The sequence below is a fragment of the Streptomyces apocyni genome (assembly GCF_009739465.1).
Taxonomy (GTDB): Bacteria; Actinomycetota; Actinomycetes; order Streptomycetales; family Streptomycetaceae; genus Streptomyces; species Streptomyces apocyni.
Genome location: NZ_WHOM01000065.1, coordinates 435,969 through 453,625, shown reverse-complemented (window position 1 = coordinate 453,625; position 17,657 = coordinate 435,969). Strand labels below are relative to the sequence as shown.

Annotated in this window: 17 protein-coding genes; 12 read left to right on the top strand and 5 right to left on the bottom strand. The window is 70.8% G+C overall.

Going from position 1 to position 17,657, the window contains the following annotated elements; genetic code table 11:
• Positions 1-65 precede the first annotated feature (65 nt).
• Positions 66-359 (bottom strand): MTH1187 family thiamine-binding protein, encoded by a 294-nt coding sequence (locus tag GCN81_RS21030; protein ID WP_156726156.1) that lies wholly within the window; start codon positions 357-359, stop codon positions 66-68.
• Positions 356-721: a DUF3817 domain-containing protein gene (locus tag GCN81_RS21025; protein WP_156726155.1), complete on the bottom strand. Its 366-nt coding sequence runs from the start codon at positions 719-721 to the stop codon at positions 356-358. Before GCN81_RS21025 ends, GCN81_RS21030 begins: the two co-directional genes overlap by 4 nt.
• A 101-nt stretch (positions 722-822) precedes the next feature.
• Here GCN81_RS21025 and GCN81_RS21020 point away from each other — a divergent pair, with 101 nt between their 5' ends.
• The 4 genes from GCN81_RS21020 to GCN81_RS21005 all read left to right on the top strand — a co-directional run bounded on the left by GCN81_RS21020 (position 823) and on the right by GCN81_RS21005 (position 3,486).
• Positions 823-1,461 carry an AIM24 family protein gene (locus GCN81_RS21020; RefSeq protein WP_156726154.1) on the top strand — a complete coding sequence of 213 codons (639 nt, stop codon included), beginning with the start codon at positions 823-825 and terminating at the stop codon, positions 1,459-1,461.
• Positions 1,461-2,111, top strand: coding sequence for an AIM24 family protein (locus tag GCN81_RS21015; RefSeq protein WP_156726153.1), 651 nt, complete (start codon positions 1,461-1,463; stop codon positions 2,109-2,111). The genes GCN81_RS21020 and GCN81_RS21015 overlap by 1 nt, the downstream gene beginning before the upstream one ends.
• Positions 2,108-2,824, top strand: coding sequence for an AIM24 family protein (locus GCN81_RS21010; protein WP_231626870.1), 717 nt, complete (start codon positions 2,108-2,110; stop codon positions 2,822-2,824). The genes GCN81_RS21015 and GCN81_RS21010 overlap by 4 nt, the downstream gene beginning before the upstream one ends.
• Before the next feature lie 185 nt (positions 2,825-3,009).
• Positions 3,010-3,486 (top strand): MarR family winged helix-turn-helix transcriptional regulator, encoded by a 477-nt coding sequence (locus GCN81_RS21005; RefSeq protein ID WP_156726152.1) that lies wholly within the window; start codon positions 3,010-3,012, stop codon positions 3,484-3,486.
• 61 nt (positions 3,487-3,547) lie between these two features.
• Here GCN81_RS21005 and meaB read toward each other — a convergent pair whose 3' ends face one another.
• Positions 3,548-4,504, bottom strand: a complete 957-nt coding sequence (gene meaB, locus GCN81_RS21000) for a methylmalonyl Co-A mutase-associated GTPase MeaB (protein WP_156726151.1) — start codon at positions 4,502-4,504, stop codon at positions 3,548-3,550.
• A gap of 133 nt (positions 4,505-4,637) precedes the next feature.
• Complete coding sequence (locus GCN81_RS20995) at positions 4,638-5,840, bottom strand: acetyl-CoA C-acetyltransferase (RefSeq protein ID WP_156726150.1); 1,203 nt, start codon at positions 5,838-5,840, stop codon at positions 4,638-4,640.
• Between the two features lie 140 nt (positions 5,841-5,980).
• On the opposite strand from GCN81_RS20995, the gene mce reads away from it, so the two are divergent.
• The 7 genes from mce (at position 5,981) to GCN81_RS20960 (ending at position 16,007) form a co-directional block, all read left to right on the top strand.
• A complete protein-coding gene (mce, locus tag GCN81_RS20990) occupies positions 5,981-6,421 on the top strand; it encodes a methylmalonyl-CoA epimerase (RefSeq protein WP_156726149.1) in 441 nt (146 codons plus the stop codon).
• A 285-nt stretch (positions 6,422-6,706) separates the two neighbouring features.
• Positions 6,707-10,666, top strand: coding sequence for a polarized growth protein Scy (scy, locus tag GCN81_RS20985; RefSeq protein WP_156726148.1), 3,960 nt, complete (start codon positions 6,707-6,709; stop codon positions 10,664-10,666).
• A gap of 183 nt (positions 10,667-10,849) precedes the next feature.
• A complete protein-coding gene (locus GCN81_RS20980; RefSeq protein WP_156726147.1) occupies positions 10,850-11,791 on the top strand; it encodes a coiled-coil domain-containing protein in 942 nt (313 codons plus the stop codon).
• A 94-nt stretch (positions 11,792-11,885) separates the two neighbouring features.
• Positions 11,886-12,947 carry an ATP-binding cassette domain-containing protein gene (locus GCN81_RS20975; RefSeq protein ID WP_197287723.1) on the top strand — a complete coding sequence of 354 codons (1,062 nt, stop codon included), beginning with the start codon at positions 11,886-11,888 and terminating at the stop codon, positions 12,945-12,947.
• A 4-nt stretch (positions 12,948-12,951) separates the two neighbouring features.
• Entirely contained in the window at positions 12,952-13,722 is a 771-nt protein-coding gene (locus tag GCN81_RS20970) for an ABC transporter permease subunit (protein ID WP_156726145.1), read from the top strand.
• A gap of 162 nt (positions 13,723-13,884) precedes the next feature.
• Complete coding sequence (locus GCN81_RS20965) at positions 13,885-15,105, top strand: ATP-binding cassette domain-containing protein (protein ID WP_156726144.1); 1,221 nt, start codon at positions 13,885-13,887, stop codon at positions 15,103-15,105.
• Complete coding sequence (locus tag GCN81_RS20960; protein ID WP_156726143.1) at positions 15,105-16,007, top strand: ABC transporter permease subunit; 903 nt, start codon at positions 15,105-15,107, stop codon at positions 16,005-16,007. The genes GCN81_RS20965 and GCN81_RS20960 overlap by 1 nt, the downstream gene beginning before the upstream one ends.
• An 11-nt stretch (positions 16,008-16,018) precedes the next feature.
• Here the strand turns inward: GCN81_RS20960 and GCN81_RS20955 are convergent, their stop codons facing one another.
• On the bottom strand, positions 16,019-16,366 hold the full coding sequence (locus tag GCN81_RS20955) for an ATP/GTP-binding protein (RefSeq protein WP_197287722.1): 348 nt from the start codon (positions 16,364-16,366) through the stop codon (positions 16,019-16,021).
• Between the two features lie 233 nt (positions 16,367-16,599).
• Between GCN81_RS20955 and GCN81_RS20950 the strand changes: the two genes are divergently transcribed.
• Positions 16,600-17,628, top strand: a complete 1,029-nt coding sequence (locus GCN81_RS20950; protein WP_156726142.1) for an LLM class flavin-dependent oxidoreductase — start codon at positions 16,600-16,602, stop codon at positions 17,626-17,628.
• Positions 17,629-17,657 lie beyond the last annotated feature (29 nt).

Below are 17,657 nucleotides of genomic sequence, written 5' to 3'. Positions count from 1 at the left end.
GAAACCCCCGACCGATATCGGCCGGGGGTTCGGGGTGTTCCAGCGGGCGAGCGTGAGCGCGAGCGCTAGGCGGACAGGTGACGCTCCACGGTGGCCACCTTGGAGCTGAGGCCGTCCGTCACGCCGGGGCGGATGTCCGCCTTCAGGACCACGGAGACCCGGGGCGCCCGCGCCTCCACCGCCGCGACGGCACGCTTGACGACCGCCATCACCTCGTCCCACTCACCCTCGATCGAGGTGAACATCGCGTCGGTGTGGTTCGGCAGCCCGGACTCACGCACCACGCGGACGGCATCGGCGACGAGTTCCCCCACATCCTCGCCGACGCCGAGCGGAGTGACCGAGAAGGCGACGATCATGCGCCGACGGCCCCTTCCTTCTCGCCCTCCTTGCGGGCCCGTGCGGCGATGACCGCGCCGACCGCGTCCTCGGCCTCCTGCTTGAGCTTGCGCTCGGCGAAGAAGCCGCCGGCCGGAAGCACCGAGAGGACGAAGTACAGGGCGGCGCGCTTGACGTCCCACCTCGTGCGGTTCCAGGCGTCCAGCCAGAAGATCACGTACAGGATGAAGAGCACTCCGTGGATCGCGCCCATGACCGGCACCGCGTTGAAGTCCGTGGTGCGCTTGAGCACCGAGCAGACGAGCAGCAGCAGGAAGGAGATGGCCTCCGGCGCGGAGACCAGACGGAGGCGGCGGAGGGCGGATGCGGTCTTGATGTCCACGACGGGGGCACCTTCGGTGGGAGGAAACGGAGTCTCCTCAGAGTACGTATCAGCCGTGGGGATCTGTCGGCGGGCCACCCCTGACGGATACGGTCACCCTCGTGGCAACGTTCCGACTCCAAGGCAGCAGGGTGCTCGCCGTCGACCTGACCGGGGACGCCGTCAAGGCGAAGAACGGCTCGATGGTCGCCTACGACGGGCAGATGACCTTCAAGAAGATGACCGGCGGCGGTGAGGGCCTGCGCGGCGCGGTGACCCGCCGTCTGACCGGCGAGCAGATGGCCGTGATGGAGGTGAGGGGACAGGGGGTCTGCTACTTCGCGGACCGGGCCAGCGACATCAACCTCGTACGACTGCACGGCGACAAGCTGCACGTCGAGGCGAGCAATCTGCTCTGCACGGACGCCGCGCTGCGCACCGGCACCACGTTCACCGGGCTACGCGGCGCCTCGCAGGGCAACGGCCTGTTCACGACCGTCGTGGAGGGCACCGGGCAGGCCGCGCTCATGTCGGAGGGTCCGGCCGTCGTGCTGCGGGTCGCGCCCCAGTTCCCGCTGATCGTCGACCCAGGGGCGTATATCGCGCACCAGGGGCAGCTGAACCAGTCCTTCCAGTCCGGTGTGAACTTCCGCACGTTCATCGGGGAAGGCTCGGGAGAGGCGTTCCAGATCCGCTTCGAGGGCGACGGTCTGGTCTACGTACAGCCCAGCGAGCGCAACACGATCGGAGGGAACCTCTGATGGCGTTCCGCGAGCTCAACTCCAAGATGGTCGAGGCCACGATCACTCCCGGGCAGCGGCTCTTCAGCCAGCGTGGCGCGATGCTCGCGTATCGCGGCGAGGTCTCGTTCACGCCCAGCATCCAGGGCGGGCAGGGCGGCCTGGGGTCGATGATCGGGCGCCGGGTGGCGGGCGAGGCGACGCCGCTGATGACGGTCGAGGGCAGCGGCACGGTGCTGTTCGGGCACGGCGGTCACCACATCCAGGTGATCAACCTGGCCGGGGACACCTTGTACGTGGAGGCGGACCGGCTGCTGGCCTTCGACGGGTCGTTGCGGCAGGGCACCATGTTCATGGGCTCCCAGGGCGGCGTGATGGGCATCGTACGCGGCCAGGTCAGCGGCCAGGGGCTGTTCACGACCACGCTCGAAGGGCATGGCGCGGTGGCCGTGATGGCGCACGGCGGGGTCATCGAGGTCCCGATCACTCCGCAGCGCCCGGTGCACGTCGACCCCCAGGCGTACGTCGCGCACCACGGCGACGTACGCAACAAACTCTCCACCGCGATCGGCTGGCGCGACATGGTGGGCCGCGGCTCGGGCGAGGCCTTCCAGTTGGAGCTTTCCGGCAGTGGCACGGTGTTTGTCCAGGCATCCGAAGAGAAGTTGTGAGCGACTCAGTGACCCACGGTCCCGTGATCTACGACCCGACGACGCTGCCGGTCGATGACAACGTCAACGCGTACACCTTCTGTGTGGACCTCGACGGCAGCCAGTGGTTCCTGCAGAAGGGCAAGATGATCGCCTTCTACGGGGCGATCGAGTTCAACGGCATCGGGCATGGCCCGCTCGACAACCTGGTGCGTTCGAGCTTCCACTCGCCGCTGCACGCGAGCGACTGGGTGGTCGCCCAGGGCAAGGGCAAGATGCTGCTCGCCGACCGCGCCTTCGACGTCAACTCCTTTGATCTGGACGAAGGCAACCTCACCATCCGATCGGGGAACTTGCTCGCGTTTCAGCCAAGTCTCCGGCTGAAGCAGTCGATTGTGCCCGGCTTTGTGACGCTGATCGGTACGGGGAAGTTCGTCGCCGCGTCCAACGGCGAGGTGGTGTTCATGGAGCCGCCGATCCGGGTCGACCCGCAGGCGCTGGTGGGCTGGGCGGACTGCCCCTCGCCGTGCCACCACTACGACCACGGGTATCTGCGCGGATTCCTGGGCGGCGTACGGGGTCTGACGGGGCTCGGGGGTACATCGGGCGAGGAGCACCAGTTCGAGTTCGTCGGCGCGGGAACGGTACTGCTGCAGTCGAGCGAGGCGCTGCTGGACGAGCGGGCGACGGGGGCGGTGCCGCGCCAGGACGGGGTGCCGGGGCAGGCGCGGTAGGCCGGGTGGCAGGTGGCGGGGGGTATCCGGCCAGGTCGGCTACCCCCTGCATCACTCCGTGCGGTGAGCGGTAGTCTGCGGAGTGTGACATCGAACGCGTGCGCCCCTGGCGTACCGCGTCCGAGTGCCGCGTCGAGACGACCCCTCATTCATTTACATTTCAACTTCTTAGGTAGAATCGATTTATGGAGACCGAGACGGCCACCCCCTGGCTGACCGACGCCGAGCAGTGCGCCTGGCGTACCCATCTGGACGTCAGCAGGCTGCTGATGCACCAGCTTGAGAAGGACCTCCAGCCCTTCGGGCTGACCAACAACGACTACGAGATCCTGGTCAACCTCTCTGAGGCGGAGGAGCTGCGCATGCGGATGAGCGATCTGGCCACCTCGACCCTGCAGTCCAAGAGCCGGCTCTCGCACCAGATCACCCGTATGGAGAACGCGGGCCTGGTCCGCCGGGCGAACTGCGAGTCGGACCGGCGCGGGCTGTTCGCCGTGCTCACCGACCATGGCCTGGCCACCATGCAGAAGGTCGCGCCGCACCATGTGTCGTCCGTACGCAGGCACTTTATCGACATGATCGACCCCGAGCGCCTGCAGGAGCTGCGGGCGACCCTGCAACCCGTCGCCGAGCACCTCCGCGAGCAGCGCGGCCGGAGCTAGGGCCTAGGGCCTGCCCCTCGGCTAGCGGCCTCCCGCACCCGGACTGTCAGCGCTTGGGCTGTCAGCGCTCGGTGAGGCCCGCCACCAGCTGGTCGGCCGCCGCGTACGGGTCCAGCTCACCGGCGGTGATGCGCTCCGCCAGGGCGCTCAGGCGCCGATCGCCGTGCAGATCGCCGATCCGCTCCCGCAGGGCCGTGACCGCGATGGTCTCCACCTCATGGGACGCCCGGGCCAGCCGCCGCTCCGCGAGCGCGCCCCGCTCCTCCATCCAGGCACGGTGCTTCTCCAGCGCCTCGACCACCTCGTCGATGCCCTCACCCCGGGCCGCGACCGTCTTCACGATGGGCGGCCGCCAGGCGCCAGGGCCCCGGGACTCGCCGAGCCCCAGCATGTGGTTGAGCTCGCGGGCGGTGGCGTCGGCGCCGTCCCGGTCCGCCTTGTTGACCACGTAGACGTCGCCGATCTCCAGGATTCCGGCCTTCGCCGCCTGAATGCCGTCGCCCATGCCGGGCGCGAGCAGCACCACCGAGGTGTCCGCCTGCGAGGCGATCTCGACCTCGGACTGTCCGACACCCACCGTCTCGACCAGGACCACGTCGCAGCCCGCCGCGTCCAGCACCCGGATGGCCTGCGGCGCCGCCCAGGCCAGGCCGCCGAGGTGGCCGCGGGTGGCCATGGAGCGGATGTAGACGCCGGGGTCGGACGCGTGCTCCGACATCCGGACCCGGTCACCGAGCAGCGCGCCGCCGGAGAACGGCGAGGACGGGTCGACGGCCAGGACGCCGACCCGCTTGCCCGCCCTGCGGTAGGCGCTGACCAGTGCCGAGGTCGAGGTCGACTTACCGACACCGGGCGAGCCGGTGAGGCCGACGACGTACGCGCCGCCGGCCAGCGGCGCCAGCGCGGCCATCACCTCACGCAGCTGTGGGGACGCCCCCTCCACGAGCGAGATCAGCCGGGCCACGGCCCTCGGCCTGCCCTCCCGGGCCTGGGCCACCAGCTGGGGGACGTCCACCATCACAACTCCGTTCTCCGGGCGGGTCTGTCGAGCCGCGTACGCCGATCATTCGCGTACGCGGCTCAGCGGATCAAGTGCGTACGGGGATCACGCGCCTCCACGTACGCGGATCACGCACTCCTGCGTACGCGGATCACGCGCGCGGCACCCGCACGATCAGCGCGTCACCCTGACCGCCGCCACCGCACAGCGCGGCCGCGCCCGTGCCACCGCCGCGCCGCTTCAGCTCCAGCGCGAGATGCAGCACCAGACGCGCGCCGGACATGCCGATCGGGTGGCCCAGGGCAATCGCGCCGCCGTTGACGTTCACCTTTTCCGGCGTAACGCCGAGGTCCTTCATTGACTGCACGGCGACCGCGGCGAAGGCCTCGTTGATCTCGATCAGGTCGAGGTCATCGACGGCGATGCCCTCCTTGCTGACCGCGTGCTTGATCGCGTTGGACGGCTGGGACTGCAGCGAGCTGTCCGGGCCCGCCACATTGCCGTGGGCACCGATCTCGGCGATCCAGTCCAGGCCCAGCTCGATGGCCTTGGCCTTGCTCATCACCACGACCGCCGCCGCGCCGTCGGAGATCTGCGAGGCCGTACCGGCCGTGATCGTGCCGTCCTTGGCGAAGGCCGGGCGCAGCTTGCCGAGCGACTCGGCGGTCGTCTCGGCGCGGATGCCCTCGTCCTGCGCGAAGACGACCGGCTCGCCCTTGCGCTGCGGGATCTCGATCGGGGTGATCTCGGCCTCGAACAGGCCGTTCTTCTGGGCGGCGGCGGCGCGCTGGTGGCTGAGCGCGCCGATCTCGTCCTGCTCGGCGCGGCCGAGGCCCAGGCGGGTGTTGTGCTTCTCGGTGGACTCACCCATCGCGACGCCGTCGAAGGAGTCGGTCAGGCCGTCGTACGCCATCGAGTCGATCATCTCGATCGCGCCGTACTTGTGGCCCGCGCGGGAGTTCGGGAGCAGGTGCGGGGCGTTGGTCATGGACTCCTGGCCACCGGCCACCACGATCTCGAACTCGCCGGCGCGGATGAGCTGGTCGGCGAGCGCGATCGAGTCGAGGCCGGAGAGGCAGACCTTGTTGACGGTGAGCGCCGGGACGGACATCGGGATGCCGCCCTTGACCGCGGCCTGGCGGGCGGGGATCTGGCCCGCACCGGCCGTCAGCACCTGGCCCATGATCACGTACTGCACCTGGTCGCCGCCGATACCGGCGCGGTCGAGAGCGGCCTTGATCGCGAAGCCGCCGAGGTCGGCGCCGGAGAAGGACTTCAGTGAGCCCAGCAGACGCCCCATGGGCGTACGGGCCCCGGCGACGATCACCGAAGTCGTGCTGTTCGTTCCAGACATGAGGCACGGCCCCTTGGATGAGAGGGAGTGAACGAGGGTTTACTTGCAATGTACTGACCGGTACCCGCCAGCGTCACCGGCCAGCCAGTGTGATCGCGCGCACGTTGCGTAATCACGCCTGGAGACGCTGCACTGGAGAGATGCTGACGCGCATCGACCACATCGGAATCGCTTGTTTCGATCTCGACAAGACAGTTGAGTTCTACCGCTCCACCTACGGATTCGAGGTGTTCCACACCGAGGTCAACGAAGAGCAGGGCGTACGTGAGGCCATGCTGAAGATCAACGAGACCTCGGACGGCGGTGCCACCTATCTCCAGCTTCTGGAGCCCGTCAACGACGAGTCCACCGTCGCCAAGTGGCTGGCCAAGAACGGCGAGGGTGTCCACCACATCGCCTTCGGCACCCCGGACGTGGACGCGGACGCCGCGGCCATCGGGGGCAAGGGCGTCAGGGTGCTGTACGAGGAGCCCCGGCGCGGTTCCATGGACTCCCGGATCACCTTCCTGCACCCCAAGGACTGCCATGGCGTACTGACCGAACTCGTCACTTCTGCCCCGGAGCCGCCAGCCGAGCACTGATGTCCCCATACCTGGGCCGGTAGGGTGAGGGGCGATCGCCCGGCGTGCCGGGCGATCGCGGTCCGGGGTCCGGGTTTCGGGGGGCAAGCATCGGGGCAGCGGTCCCTACTGCCCCGTTGATCTGACACCATTCCCCGGGGGCCCCGTTCAGCGGATGGGCGGAGCTCGCTTGGAGAGGCTTGCGACCAGGAGTGGGGTCTCCCCTGCTCGAACGAGCTGAGGGCTTGGAGTGGGGTCTCCCCTCTCGAAGCGAGCTGAGAGCTTGGGGAAGGATGGGACCGCGCAGTGCGGGGCTACGAACGCCAGGAGGCTGACGTCGACCACCTCTCACGGTTCGAAGCCGAGATGGAACGGCTGAAGACCGAGCGGGAGAAGGCCGTCCAGCACGCCGAGGACCTCGGCTATCAGGTCGAGGTGTTGCGCGCCAAGCTCCACGAGGCGCGGCGCAACCTCGCGAATCGCCCTGCCTACGACAGCGCTGACCTCGGCTACCAGGCCGAGCAGCTGCTGCGGAACGCCCAGGCCCAGGCCGACCAGCTGCGCGCCGACGCCGAGCGGGAACTCCGCGACGCCCGCGCGCAGACCCAGCGCATCCTCCAGGAACACGCCGAGCAGCAGGCCCGGCTACAGGCCGAGTTGCACGGCGAGGCGGTGTCCCGGCGGCAGCAGCTCGACCAGGAGCTCGCCGAGCGGCGGCAGACCGTCGAGTCGCATGTCAACGAGAACGTCGCCTGGGCCGAGCAGCTCAGGAACCGCACCGAGCAGCAGGCCCGCCGGCTGCTCGACGAGTCCCGCGCCGAGGCCGACCAGGCGCTGGCCGCCGCCCGCGCCGAGGCCGCCCGGCTCACCGCGGAGGCCAGCCAGCGCCTCAGCGGCGAGGCCGAGGCCGCGCGCGCCGAGGCGGAGGCGATCCTGCGCCGCGCCCGCGCCGACGCCGAACGGCTGCTGAACGCCGCGTCGACGCAGGCCCAGGAGGCCACCGACCACGCCGAGCAGCTCCGCTCCAGCACCGCGACCGAGGCCGAGTCGTCCCGCCGCCAGGCCACCGAGCTCAGCCGCAATGCCGAGCAGCGGATGCAGGAGGCGGAGACGGCGCTTCGCACGGCGCGCGGCGAGGCCGAGAAGGTCGTCACCGAGGCGAAGGACGCGGCGGCCAAGCGGCTGGCCGCGGCCGACGCCGCCAACGAACAACGCACCCGCACCGCCAGGGAGCAGGTCGCCCGGCTGGTCGACGAGGCCACCAAGGAGGCCGAGACCGCCAAGGCCGAAGCCCAGCAGGCACTGGCCGACGCCCGCGCCGAGGCCGAGAAGCTGATCGCCGAGGCGCGCGAGAAGGCCCGTACGGAAACCGCCGAGGAGGCCGCGTCCCAGCTGGCCACCGCGGCCCGTACCGCTGAGGAGGTGCTCACCAAGGCCTCCGCCGACGCCAAGGCGACCACCGCCGCCGCGACCGAGGAGGCCGAGCGCATCCGCCGTGAGGCCGAGGCCGAGGCCGACCGGCTGCGGGACGAGGCCCACGACATCGCCACCGAGCTCAAGGGCGCGGCGAAGGACGACACCAAGGAGTACCGCGCCAAGACCGTCGAGCTCCAGGAGGAGGCGCGGCGGCTGCGCGGCGAGGCCGAGCAGCTGCGCGCGGACGCGGTCGCCGAGGGCGAGCGCATCCGTGGCGAGGCGCGGCGCGAGGCCGTCCAGCAGATCGAGGAGGCGGCCAGCTCCGCCGAGGAACTGCTGACCAAGGCCAGGGCCGACGGCGACGAGCTGCGTACGGCCGCGACCACCGAGGCCGAGCGGGCGCGCACCGAGGCCATCGAGCGCGCCACCACGCTGCGCAGGCAGGCCGAGGAGACCCTGGAGCGCACCCGCGCGGAGGCCGAGCGGCACCGCGCGGAGGCCGCCGACCAGGCCGAGGCGATCAAGGCCGAGGCCGAGCGGGCGGCCCAGCGGCTGGCGGACGAGGCCGAGCAGAGCATCACCCAGCGGCAGACCGAGGCCGCCGCCGAGATGGAGCGGCTGCGCACGGAGGCCGAGGAGCGGCTGACCGCTGCCGAGCAGACGGTCAGCGAGGCCAGCGCCGAGGCCGAGCGGCTGCGCCGGGAGGCCGCCGAGGAGACCGAGCGGCTGCGCGCCGAGGCCGCCGAGCGGGTGCGTACGCTCCAGGCGCAGGCCGAGGCGGAGGCCGAGCGGCTGCGTACCGAGGCCGCCGCCGAGGCCGCCGAGAACCGCGCCGACGGCGAGGCGGCCGCGGCCCGGCTGCGCAGTGAGGCGGCCGGTGAGGCGGAGCGGCTGAAGACCGAGGCGCAGGAGAGCGCCGATCGGGTACGGGCCGAGGCGACCGCCGCCGCCGAGCGGGTCTCCGCGCAGGCCGCCGAGGAGCTGTCCGCGGCTCAGGAGGAGGCCGGCCGCCGCCGCCGCGAGGCCGAGGAGCTGCTGACCGCCGCGCGCGCCGACGCCGACCGTGAGCGGGAGCGGGCCGGTGAGCAGAGCGAGGAGCTGCTCGCGGCGGCCCGCAAGCGGGTGGACGAGGCGCAGGCCGAGGCGCACCGGCTGGTCGAGGAGGCGGACCAGCGGGCCACCGACCTGGTCGCCGCCGCCGAGCTGACCGCCCAGCAGGTGCGCGACTCGGTCGCCGGGCTTCAGGAGCAGGCGGAGGAGGAGATCGCCGGGCTGCGGTCGGCCGCCGAGCACGCCGCGGAGCGCGTCAGGACCGAGGCCCAGGAGGAGGCCGACCGGGTACGGGCGGACGCCCACGCCGAGCGGGAGCGGGCGGCCGCCGACGCCACCCGGCTCAGGACCGAGGCGCAGGAGGAGACCGACGCCGCCAAGGCGCTGGCCGAGCGCACCACGACGGAGGCGATCACCGAGGCCGAGCGGGTCAGGTCGGAGGCGTCCGAGCACGCCCAGCGGCTGCGTACCGAGGCGTCGGACACGGTGGCGTCCGCCGAGCGGGACGCGTCGCGCACCCGCGCCGAGGCCCGCGAGGACGCCAACCGCATCCGTGGCGACGCGGCCGCCCAGGCCGACGCGCTGATCAGCGAGGCGACCAGCGAGGCCGAGCGGCTGCACGAGGAGACGACCGCCGAAGCCGAGCGGCTGCGCACGGAGACCATCGCCGAAGCCGAGCGGCTGCGCACGGAGTCGATCGCCGAAGCCGAGCGCGTACGCGACGAAGCGACCACTGAAGCGGAACGGCTCCGTACCGAGTCCACCGCCGAGGCCGAGCGGCTGGTCGCCGACGCGACCTCCGAGGCCGAGCGGCTGCGCGCCGAGGCCGCCGACAACGTCGGCAGCGCGCAGCGGCACGCCGAGCACACCCGCGCCGAGGCGGAGCGGGTCAAGGAGGACGCGGAAGCCGAGGCCGAGCGGCTCAGGAGCGAGGCGCGGGCCGAGGCCGAGCGCACCCTGGACGAGGCCCGGAAGGAAGCCAACAAGCGGCGCAGCGAGGCCGCCGAGCAGGTCGACCTGCTGGTGTCGGAAGCCGCGGCCGAGGCGGACAAGCTGGCGGCGGACGCGCAGGAGAAGGCCCGCAAGGCCACCGCGGACGCCGAGGAGCAGGCCGACACCATGGTCGGCGCCGCCCGCAAGGAGGCCGAGCGGCTGGTCGCCGAGTCGACCGTCGAGGGCAACTCGCTGGTGGAGAAGGCCCGTACGGACGCGGACGAGCTGCTGGTCGGCGCGCGCCGGGACGCCACCGCCATAAGGGAGCGCGCCGAGGAGCTCCGCAACCGGATGACCACCGAGATCGAGGAGCTGCACGAGCGGGCCCGGCGGGAGTCCGCCGAGACGATGAAGTCGGCGGGCGAGCGGTGCGACGCGCTGGTCAAGGCCGCCGAGGAACAGCGGGCCGAGGCGGAACGCAAGGCCAAGGAGCTGATCTCGGACGCCAACTCCGAGGCCGGGAAGGTCCGGATCGCCGCCGTGAAGAAGGCCGAGCAGCTCCTCAAGGAGGCCGACCAGAAGACGGCCAAGACGCTGCGCGAAGCCGAGCGGGTCAAGAGCGAGGCCGAGGCCGAGGCCGAGCGGCTGGTCGAGGAGGGCAAACGTGAGCTGGAGGTGCTGGTCCGCCGCCGTGAGGACATCAACGCCGAGATCTCCCGTGTCCAGGACGTCCTCGAGGCGTTGGAGTCTTTCGAGGCCCCGACCGGCGGTGCCCCGTCGGGCGGCGGGTCCGCCGCAGGCGGTGGCGTCAAGGCGGGGGCTACGGTGGGAGCCCCTCGTTCGGGTGGCAAGCAGTCAGAGGGCTAGCGCGAACGTCATGTCCTGTGCTCTACAGGGACATTCCGCCGCGGCCCTGGCAAGCGTTCCGACGGTTAGCCACCCAAAAGGAGGTTCATTCTCCAGATCAAACGGGCAACTGCTCGATGACACGCCGCCTCGGCCCCTAGGATTCCCCCTATCACCTCACCGGTCTCATTCGACAGGAACCCAATGAGCGACACTTCCGCCTCCCCTTACGGCTTCGAGCAGGTGCGGCGTGGTTACGACCGCGCTCAGGTGGACGACCGCATTTCCAAGCTCGTCTCCGACCGCGACAGCGCTCTGGCACGTATCACCGCTCTGGAGAAGCGCATCGAGGAACTCCACCTCGAGACGCAGAACGCTCAGGCCCAGGTCGCCGACGCGGAGCCGTCGTACGCCGGTCTCGGCGCGCGCGTAGAGAAGATCCTCCGGCTCGCCGAGGAGGAGGCCAAGGACCTGCGCGAGGAGGCCCGCCGCGCGTCCGAGCAGCACCGCGAGCTCGCCGAGTCCGCCGCCCAGCAGGTGCGGAACGACGCCGAGGCGTTCGCCGCCGAGCGCAAGTCCAAGGCCGAGGACGAAGGCGTACGGATCGTTGAGAAGGCCAAGGGCGAGGCGACCGTCCTGCGGACCGAGGCGCAGAAGGACGCCCAGTCCAAGCGCGAGGAAGCCGACGCGCTGTTCGAGGAGACCCGCGCCAAGGCCGCCCAGGCCGCCGCGGACTTCGAGACGAACCTGGCCAAGCGCCGCGAGCAGTCCGAGCGCGACCTGGCCTCGCGTCAGGCCAAGGCCGAGAAGCGGCTCGCGGAGATCGAGCACCGCGCCGAGCAGCTGCGCCTGGAGGCCGAGAAGCTGCGTACGGACGCCGAGCGCAGGGCCCGCCAGACCGTGGAGACCGCGCAGCGCCAGGCCGAGGACATCGTGGCCGACGCGAACGCCAAGGCGGACCGTATCCGCAGCGAATCCGAGCGCGAGCTGGCGGCGCTCACCAACCGCCGCGACTCGATCAACGCCCAGCTGACCAACGTCCGCGAGATGCTGGCGACGCTGACCGGCGCGGCCGTGGCCGCCGCCGGAACGCCGGGCGAGGACGAGCCGGCCACCCGCGGTGTCCCGGCCCAGCAGTCCCGGTAGTTGGTACGCGAGCCCGGACACGGGCTCTCAACGGGGTCAGGCCCGCCGCCACGCCAAGTGGCAGCGGGCCTGACCCCGTCTTAGCGTGGTCGGCATGATCGAGCTCGCGGGCCTGACCAAGCGATACGGCGAGAAGGTCGCGGTGAACCAGCTGACCTTCACCGTCCGACCGGGCGTCGTCACCGGCTTTCTGGGCCCGAACGGCGCGGGCAAGTCCACGACGATGCGGATGATGCTCGGCCTGGACCGCCCCACCTCGGGTGACGTCCGCATCGACGGCAGGCACTACGACCAGATCCGGCACCCGCTCAAGTACATCGGCGCCCTCCTGGACGCCAAGGCCATGCACGGCGGCCGCAGCGCCTTCAACCACCTGCTGTGCCTGGCGCAGTCCAACGGCATCCCGACCCACCGCGTCCACGAGGTGCTGGACACCGTCGGTCTCACCTCGGTCGCGAAGAAGAAGGCCAAGGGCTTCTCCCTCGGCATGGGCCAGCGCCTGGGCATCGCGGGCGCCCTGCTCGGCGACCCGAAGATCCTGATGTTCGACGAGCCGGTCAACGGCCTCGACCCGGAAGGCATCCACTGGATTCGCCATCTGATGAAAGGCCTCGCCGCCCAGGGCCGCACGGTCTTCGTCTCCTCCCACCTGATGAGCGAGATGGCGCTGACCGCGGACCATCTGGTGGTCATCGGACAGGGCCGGTTGCTCGCGGACACCGCGATGGCGGACTTCATCCGGGACAACTCCCGCAGCTACGTCCGGCTGCGCTCACCCCAGCAGGAACGACTGCGCGATGTGCTGCACGACGCCGGGATCACCGTGGTGGAGGCCGGGAACGGCACCCTCGAGGTGGACGGGGTCCCCGCGGCGCGGCTGGGGGAGCTCGCCGCTCGGTGGGGGCTCGTCCTGCACGAGCTGAGCCCGCAGCAGGCCTCGCTTGAGGACGCCTTCATGCAGCTCACCGCCGAGTCGGTGGAGTATCACGCGCATTCCCAGGCGGGTCCGCCGGACACCAACGGCTGGGACGCGACCGGCTGGGGCTCTCCGCAGAACCCGCGGCCCCCGGAGTCCCCGCCGCCCCCGCAGCCGCCGCCGTCCACAGAGCCGCCGCAGTCACCGCAGTCACCGCAGTCACCGCCGAAGGAGAGCTGACCGGATGTCCTCGACGCGCGTACTGAGGTCGGAGTGGACCAAGATCAGGTCGGTCGCGTCGACCGTGTGGACGCTCGGGCTCGCCGTGGTCGTCACGATCGCCCTCGGGATGTTGATCAGCCTTCTGGTGAAGAACGACTTCGACAACCTGAGCGCGAATGAACGCCGGGCCTTTGACCCGACGTTTATCAGTTTCGCCGGGATGAGTCTCGGGCAGTTGGCAATGATCGTCTTCGGTGTGCTGGTGGTGTCCAACGAGTACAGCACCGGAATGATCCGTACGTCATTGGCCGCGGTTCCCCAGCGCGGAAAGTTTCTCTTCAGCAAGATCGCGGTGGCGACCGCACTCGCTCTGGTGGTCTCCCTCGCCACCAGCTTCGCCGCTTTCTTTCTCGGGCAGGCCATGCTGGGCGATCACCGGGCCGCGCTCGGCGACACCGGGGTGCTGCGCGCGGTGATCGGCGGCGGGCTCTATATGACGCTGATCGCGGTGTTCTCGATGGGAGTCGCGGCGATGTTGCGCAGCCCGATGCTGGCGCTCGGCATTCTGATGCCGTTCTTCTTCCTGATCTCCAACATCCTGGGCAATGTCCCCGCCACCAGGAAGGTCGGCCAGTATCTGCCGGACCAGGCGGGCAGCAAGATCATGCAGGTGGTCAGCCCGATCGACGACGACACCCCGTACGGACCCTGGGGCGGCTTCGCCATCATGGTGCTCTGGGTGGTGGTGGCGGTGGCCGGAGGGTACGCCCTGCTCAAGAAGCGAGACGCCTGACAGCTGACAGCTGACAGCTGACAGCTGACAGGCAAAATAGTTGAGGCTTCACTCAACTAGTCCCGGCATTCCGGAAACCGTCAGCGTGTCGCTATCCTCCTAAGCCTTACGGGGGAGCACACGAGTGCCCCGACACCATGACCTTGTCGATGGGTGCGCAGCATGATCGAGGCAGTCGGCCTGACCAAGCGCTATGGCGCCAAAACAGCCGTGTACGACCTTTCCTTCCAGGTACGGCCCGGCGCCGTCACCGGCTTCCTCGGACCCAACGGTTCGGGCAAGTCGACGACGATGCGCATGATCCTGGGGCTCGACCAGCCGAACGCGGGCCGGGTGACCATCGCCGGGCACCCCTACCGGAGCCTGCCCAACGCGCCCCGCCAGGTCGGCGCCCTGCTGGACGCCAAGGCGGTGCACGGCGGGCGGCACGCCCGCAACCACCTGCTCTGTCTGGCCCAGCTGTCCGGTATCCCGGCCCGCCGGGTCGACGAGGTGCTGGGCGTGGTGGGTCTTCAGGACGTAGCGAAGAAGCGCTCCAAGGGCTTCTCGCTCGGTATGGGCCAGCGGCTGGGGATCGCCGCCGCGCTGCTCGGCGACCCGCAGGTGCTGCTCTTCGACGAGCCGGTCAACGGCCTGGACCCGGAGGGCATCCTCTGGGTGCGCAACCTGATGAAGCGGCTGGCCTCCGAGGGCCGTACGGTCTTCGTCTCCTCGCACCTGATGAGCGAGATGGCGCTGACCGCGGACCATCTGATCGTGATCGGGCGCGGGCAGCTGATGGCCGACATGAGCGTCAAGGACTTCATCTCGGCGAACTCCGCGGACTTCGCCCGGGTGCGTACGCCGGGGACCGAGCCCAAGCAGCGCGAGAAGCTGACCGCCACGCTGACCGAGGCGGGCGGCCAGGTGCTGCCCGAGCAGGACGGGGCGCTCCGGGTCACCGGTCTTCCGCTCTCCCGGATCAGCGACCTCGCGCATGACGCGGGTGTCCGCCTCTGGGAGCTCTCGCCGCACCAGGCCTCACTGGAGGAGGCGTACATGCGGATGACCCAGGGCGCGGTGGACTTCCGCTCCACGACCGACCAGCGGGCCGGGCTCCAGCAGCAGCTGGCCGCGCCCGTCCTGGCGGGCCAGCCGCCGGTCCCCGGCCAAGGTCAGCCGGACTGGTACGCGCCTCCGCCGCCGCAGCAGGGCGGCGGCCAGCCGTTCGCGATGCCGCAGCCCGCGCCGCAGGCCCCGCAGGCCCCGGGCCAGCCCAACCCGTACGCCCCGCAGCCCGCCGCCACCCCCGCGTCCCCAGCGACCCCGGCGCCCGCGGCCCCCGCCACACCTCCCGCCGACCTGACCAAGCCCGGCAGCAAGCCCACCACCGAGGACGCCTGATGACCACGCCGCCGATGCCGTCCACGCCACAGCCGCAGGCCCCCGCACAGGCCCCCGCGCAGGCCGGACCGGCCGCCGCGGGCGCCCCGCCGTTTCCGGGGCAGGCCGGGGCCACGTACACCTCGCCGATTCCGATCAGGAGCACCCACATCGGGGACGCCATCGCCTCGGAGTGGACGAAGATCCGGTCGGTGCGCTCCACCGTGTGGACGCTCGGGATCATGATCTTCCTGATGCTGGGCCTCGGGCTGCTCATCGCCTGGGGGGTCAGCTACGACGACGGCGAGCTTGTGGACGTGCCCGCCCTCACGCTCGGCTTCACCGGCGTCCTGCTCGGCTCGCTCTGTGTCATCACCCTGGGCGTGCTGACCGTCTCGTCCGAGTACGGCACCGGCATGATGCGCACCACGCTCACCGCCTGCCCCAACCGGGGCCGGGTGCTCGCCGCCAAGGCGCTGGTCTTCTTCGCCCTGGTGTTCACGATCACCACGGTCACCGCCACTGTGGTGGCCGTACTACAGACCTCCATGGTCGACGCGGTCGACGCCACCGGATCCGAGTGGCTGCGCGGGACGGTCGGTGTCGGCTGCTACATCGCTCTGCTGGGTCTGATCTCGCTCGCCGTCGGGTCGCTCGTACGGCACTCCGCGGGCGCGATCACCATCATGCTCGGCGTCGTACTGCTGCCGCTGGTGGCGGCCATGTTCCTGTTCGCGGAGTCCATGGAGGAGCTGCGGCGGGGGCTGCTCGAGTACTCGATCCCCAGCCAGCTGAGCGTGCTCTACGGCAACACCGTCACGGATTCCGGGCCGCAGGGCTGGACGCCGGTCCTGTTCATGCTGGTGCTGGCCCTGGTCGCGCTGGGCGGGGCCCTCGCGGTGCTGGAGTCCCGCGACGTGTAGGCCCGCCCCGCTCAGTAGCGCGGAGCGTTCCGGGACCGTCGTACCCCCGAGGTGCGGCGGTCCCGTGCGTTCCAGCACGCCTTGTGCCAGTGCCGACGGTCGTCCACACCGCCGAACTCGGGCCAGGCCACCACATGCGGCATCACGGACGGGATCTCCTGGTCACAGCCGGGACAGCGGTACGACTTGCCCGCGGCGCTCGCGCCCGCCACATGGCGGACCGAGAACTCCTCGCCCTGCCAGGTCTCCGTGTGCTGAAAACCGCCGTACCGTTCGCCACGGTCCTCGTCCGTACCCCTGCCGGATGAGGAAGCGGCACCACCGCGACGGGACGACACACGGTTCTTGCGCGGGGACACGGGCACACCTCACCGGCCGTACAGGGACTCAACTGTTCTGTCCAGCCTACGCGGCACGCGTCGGGGGTAAGCGCTCCTCCGCACATTCCCCGCACATCCCCACCCTGTTCGCGACACTGGCTCTCATCATTAAATGAGCCAACCTTCATGGTGGACCGTGCCTTTGGCACGTGTCACGCGTTGTTGCCGATAGGGGGAGTTGCCGCGTCGGCGCCGAGGAGGCAGGAGTCGCCATGCGCGTAGGAAGTTTCGTACTGGCCGCACAGTTCCCGGGCCAGGGCCAGGGGGAGGCACTACATCGCGCGGTACGCACCGCGGAGGTCACCGAGGAGGCCGGACTCGACGCGGTCTGGCTCGCCGAGCACCACTTCGTGCCGTACGGCGTCTGCCCATCCGCCGTGACGCTGGCCGCCCTGCTGCTCGGGCGCACCCGGCGCATCCGGGTCGGCACGGCGGTCTCGGTGCTGCCGACCCAGCACCCGGTGGCACTCGGCGAGCAGGCGGCCCTGCTGCATCTCACCAGCGGCGGGCGGTTCTCGCTCGGCGTGGGGCGTGGCGGCCCCTGGGTCGACCTGGAGGTCTTCGGCTCGGGCCTGCGGGCGTACGAGGCCGGGTTCCCCGAGTCGCTCGATCTGCTGCGTCGCTGGCTGAGCGAACCCCGCGTCTCGGCCACCGGGGAGCACTTCGCCTTCCGCGAGGTCGCCGTCGTACCCCGCCCGGACGAGGCGCTCAGCGGGCAGGAGGGGCCGGAGGTGATCGTGGCCTGCACGTCACCCGCGAGCGTGCGGCTGGCGGCGGAGCGGGGGCTCCCGATGCTGCTCGGGATGCACGTCGGGGACGAGGAGAAGGCCGACATGGTCGCCGCCTGGCGGAGCCACGCACGGGCGGCGGGGCACAGCCCGGACCTGGTGGCGGAGGCCGCTCATGTCTCGGCCGGAGTGGCGCAGGTCGCCGACCGCACTCCACAGGCCAGGGAAGCGCTGCTGAAGGCCATGCCAGGTTGGCTGAAAGCGGGTCTTGACGCCCATGTCACCGTGGACGGGCGCGTGCGCGCGATGCGCGATCCGGTGGCGTACACCGAACTGCTGTGCGAGATCCACCCGGTGGGCACACCACGGCTGTGCGCGGACCGGCTGGCGGCGACCTCGGAGCGTACGGGCATCACGCGCTTCGCGCTGCTGGTGGAGGGCTCCGGCGACCTGGCGGCTACGGAGGAGAACGTACGGCGGCTGGGTGCCGAGGTACTCCCCAGGCTGAGCTGATCGCCGTCGCACGCACCCGCGCGCACATC

Bases quoted from the DNA above. Each gene is read 5' to 3' on its own strand.
- GCN81_RS21030 (WP_156726156.1), bottom strand. From the start codon at position 359: ATGATCGTCGCCTTCTCGGTCACTCCGCTCGGCGTCGGCGAGGATGTG.
- GCN81_RS21015 (WP_156726153.1), top strand. From the start codon at position 1,461: ATGGCGTTCCGCGAGCTCAACTCCAAGATGGTCGAGGCCACGATCACT.
- GCN81_RS21005 (WP_156726152.1), top strand. From the start codon at position 3,010: ATGGAGACCGAGACGGCCACCCCCTGGCTGACCGACGCCGAGCAGTGC.
- meaB (WP_156726151.1), bottom strand. From the start codon at position 4,504: ATGGTGGACGTCCCCCAGCTGGTGGCCCAGGCCCGGGAGGGCAGGCCG.
- GCN81_RS20995 (WP_156726150.1), bottom strand. From the start codon at position 5,840: ATGTCTGGAACGAACAGCACGACTTCGGTGATCGTCGCCGGGGCCCGT.
- mce (WP_156726149.1), top strand. From the start codon at position 5,981: ATGCTGACGCGCATCGACCACATCGGAATCGCTTGTTTCGATCTCGAC.
- GCN81_RS20980 (WP_156726147.1), top strand. From the start codon at position 10,850: ATGAGCGACACTTCCGCCTCCCCTTACGGCTTCGAGCAGGTGCGGCGT.
- GCN81_RS20975 (WP_197287723.1), top strand. From the start codon at position 11,886: ATGATCGAGCTCGCGGGCCTGACCAAGCGATACGGCGAGAAGGTCGCG.
- GCN81_RS20970 (WP_156726145.1), top strand. From the start codon at position 12,952: ATGTCCTCGACGCGCGTACTGAGGTCGGAGTGGACCAAGATCAGGTCG.
- GCN81_RS20965 (WP_156726144.1), top strand. From the start codon at position 13,885: ATGATCGAGGCAGTCGGCCTGACCAAGCGCTATGGCGCCAAAACAGCC.
- GCN81_RS20960 (WP_156726143.1), top strand. From the start codon at position 15,105: ATGACCACGCCGCCGATGCCGTCCACGCCACAGCCGCAGGCCCCCGCA.
- GCN81_RS20950 (WP_156726142.1), top strand. From the start codon at position 16,600: ATGCGCGTAGGAAGTTTCGTACTGGCCGCACAGTTCCCGGGCCAGGGC.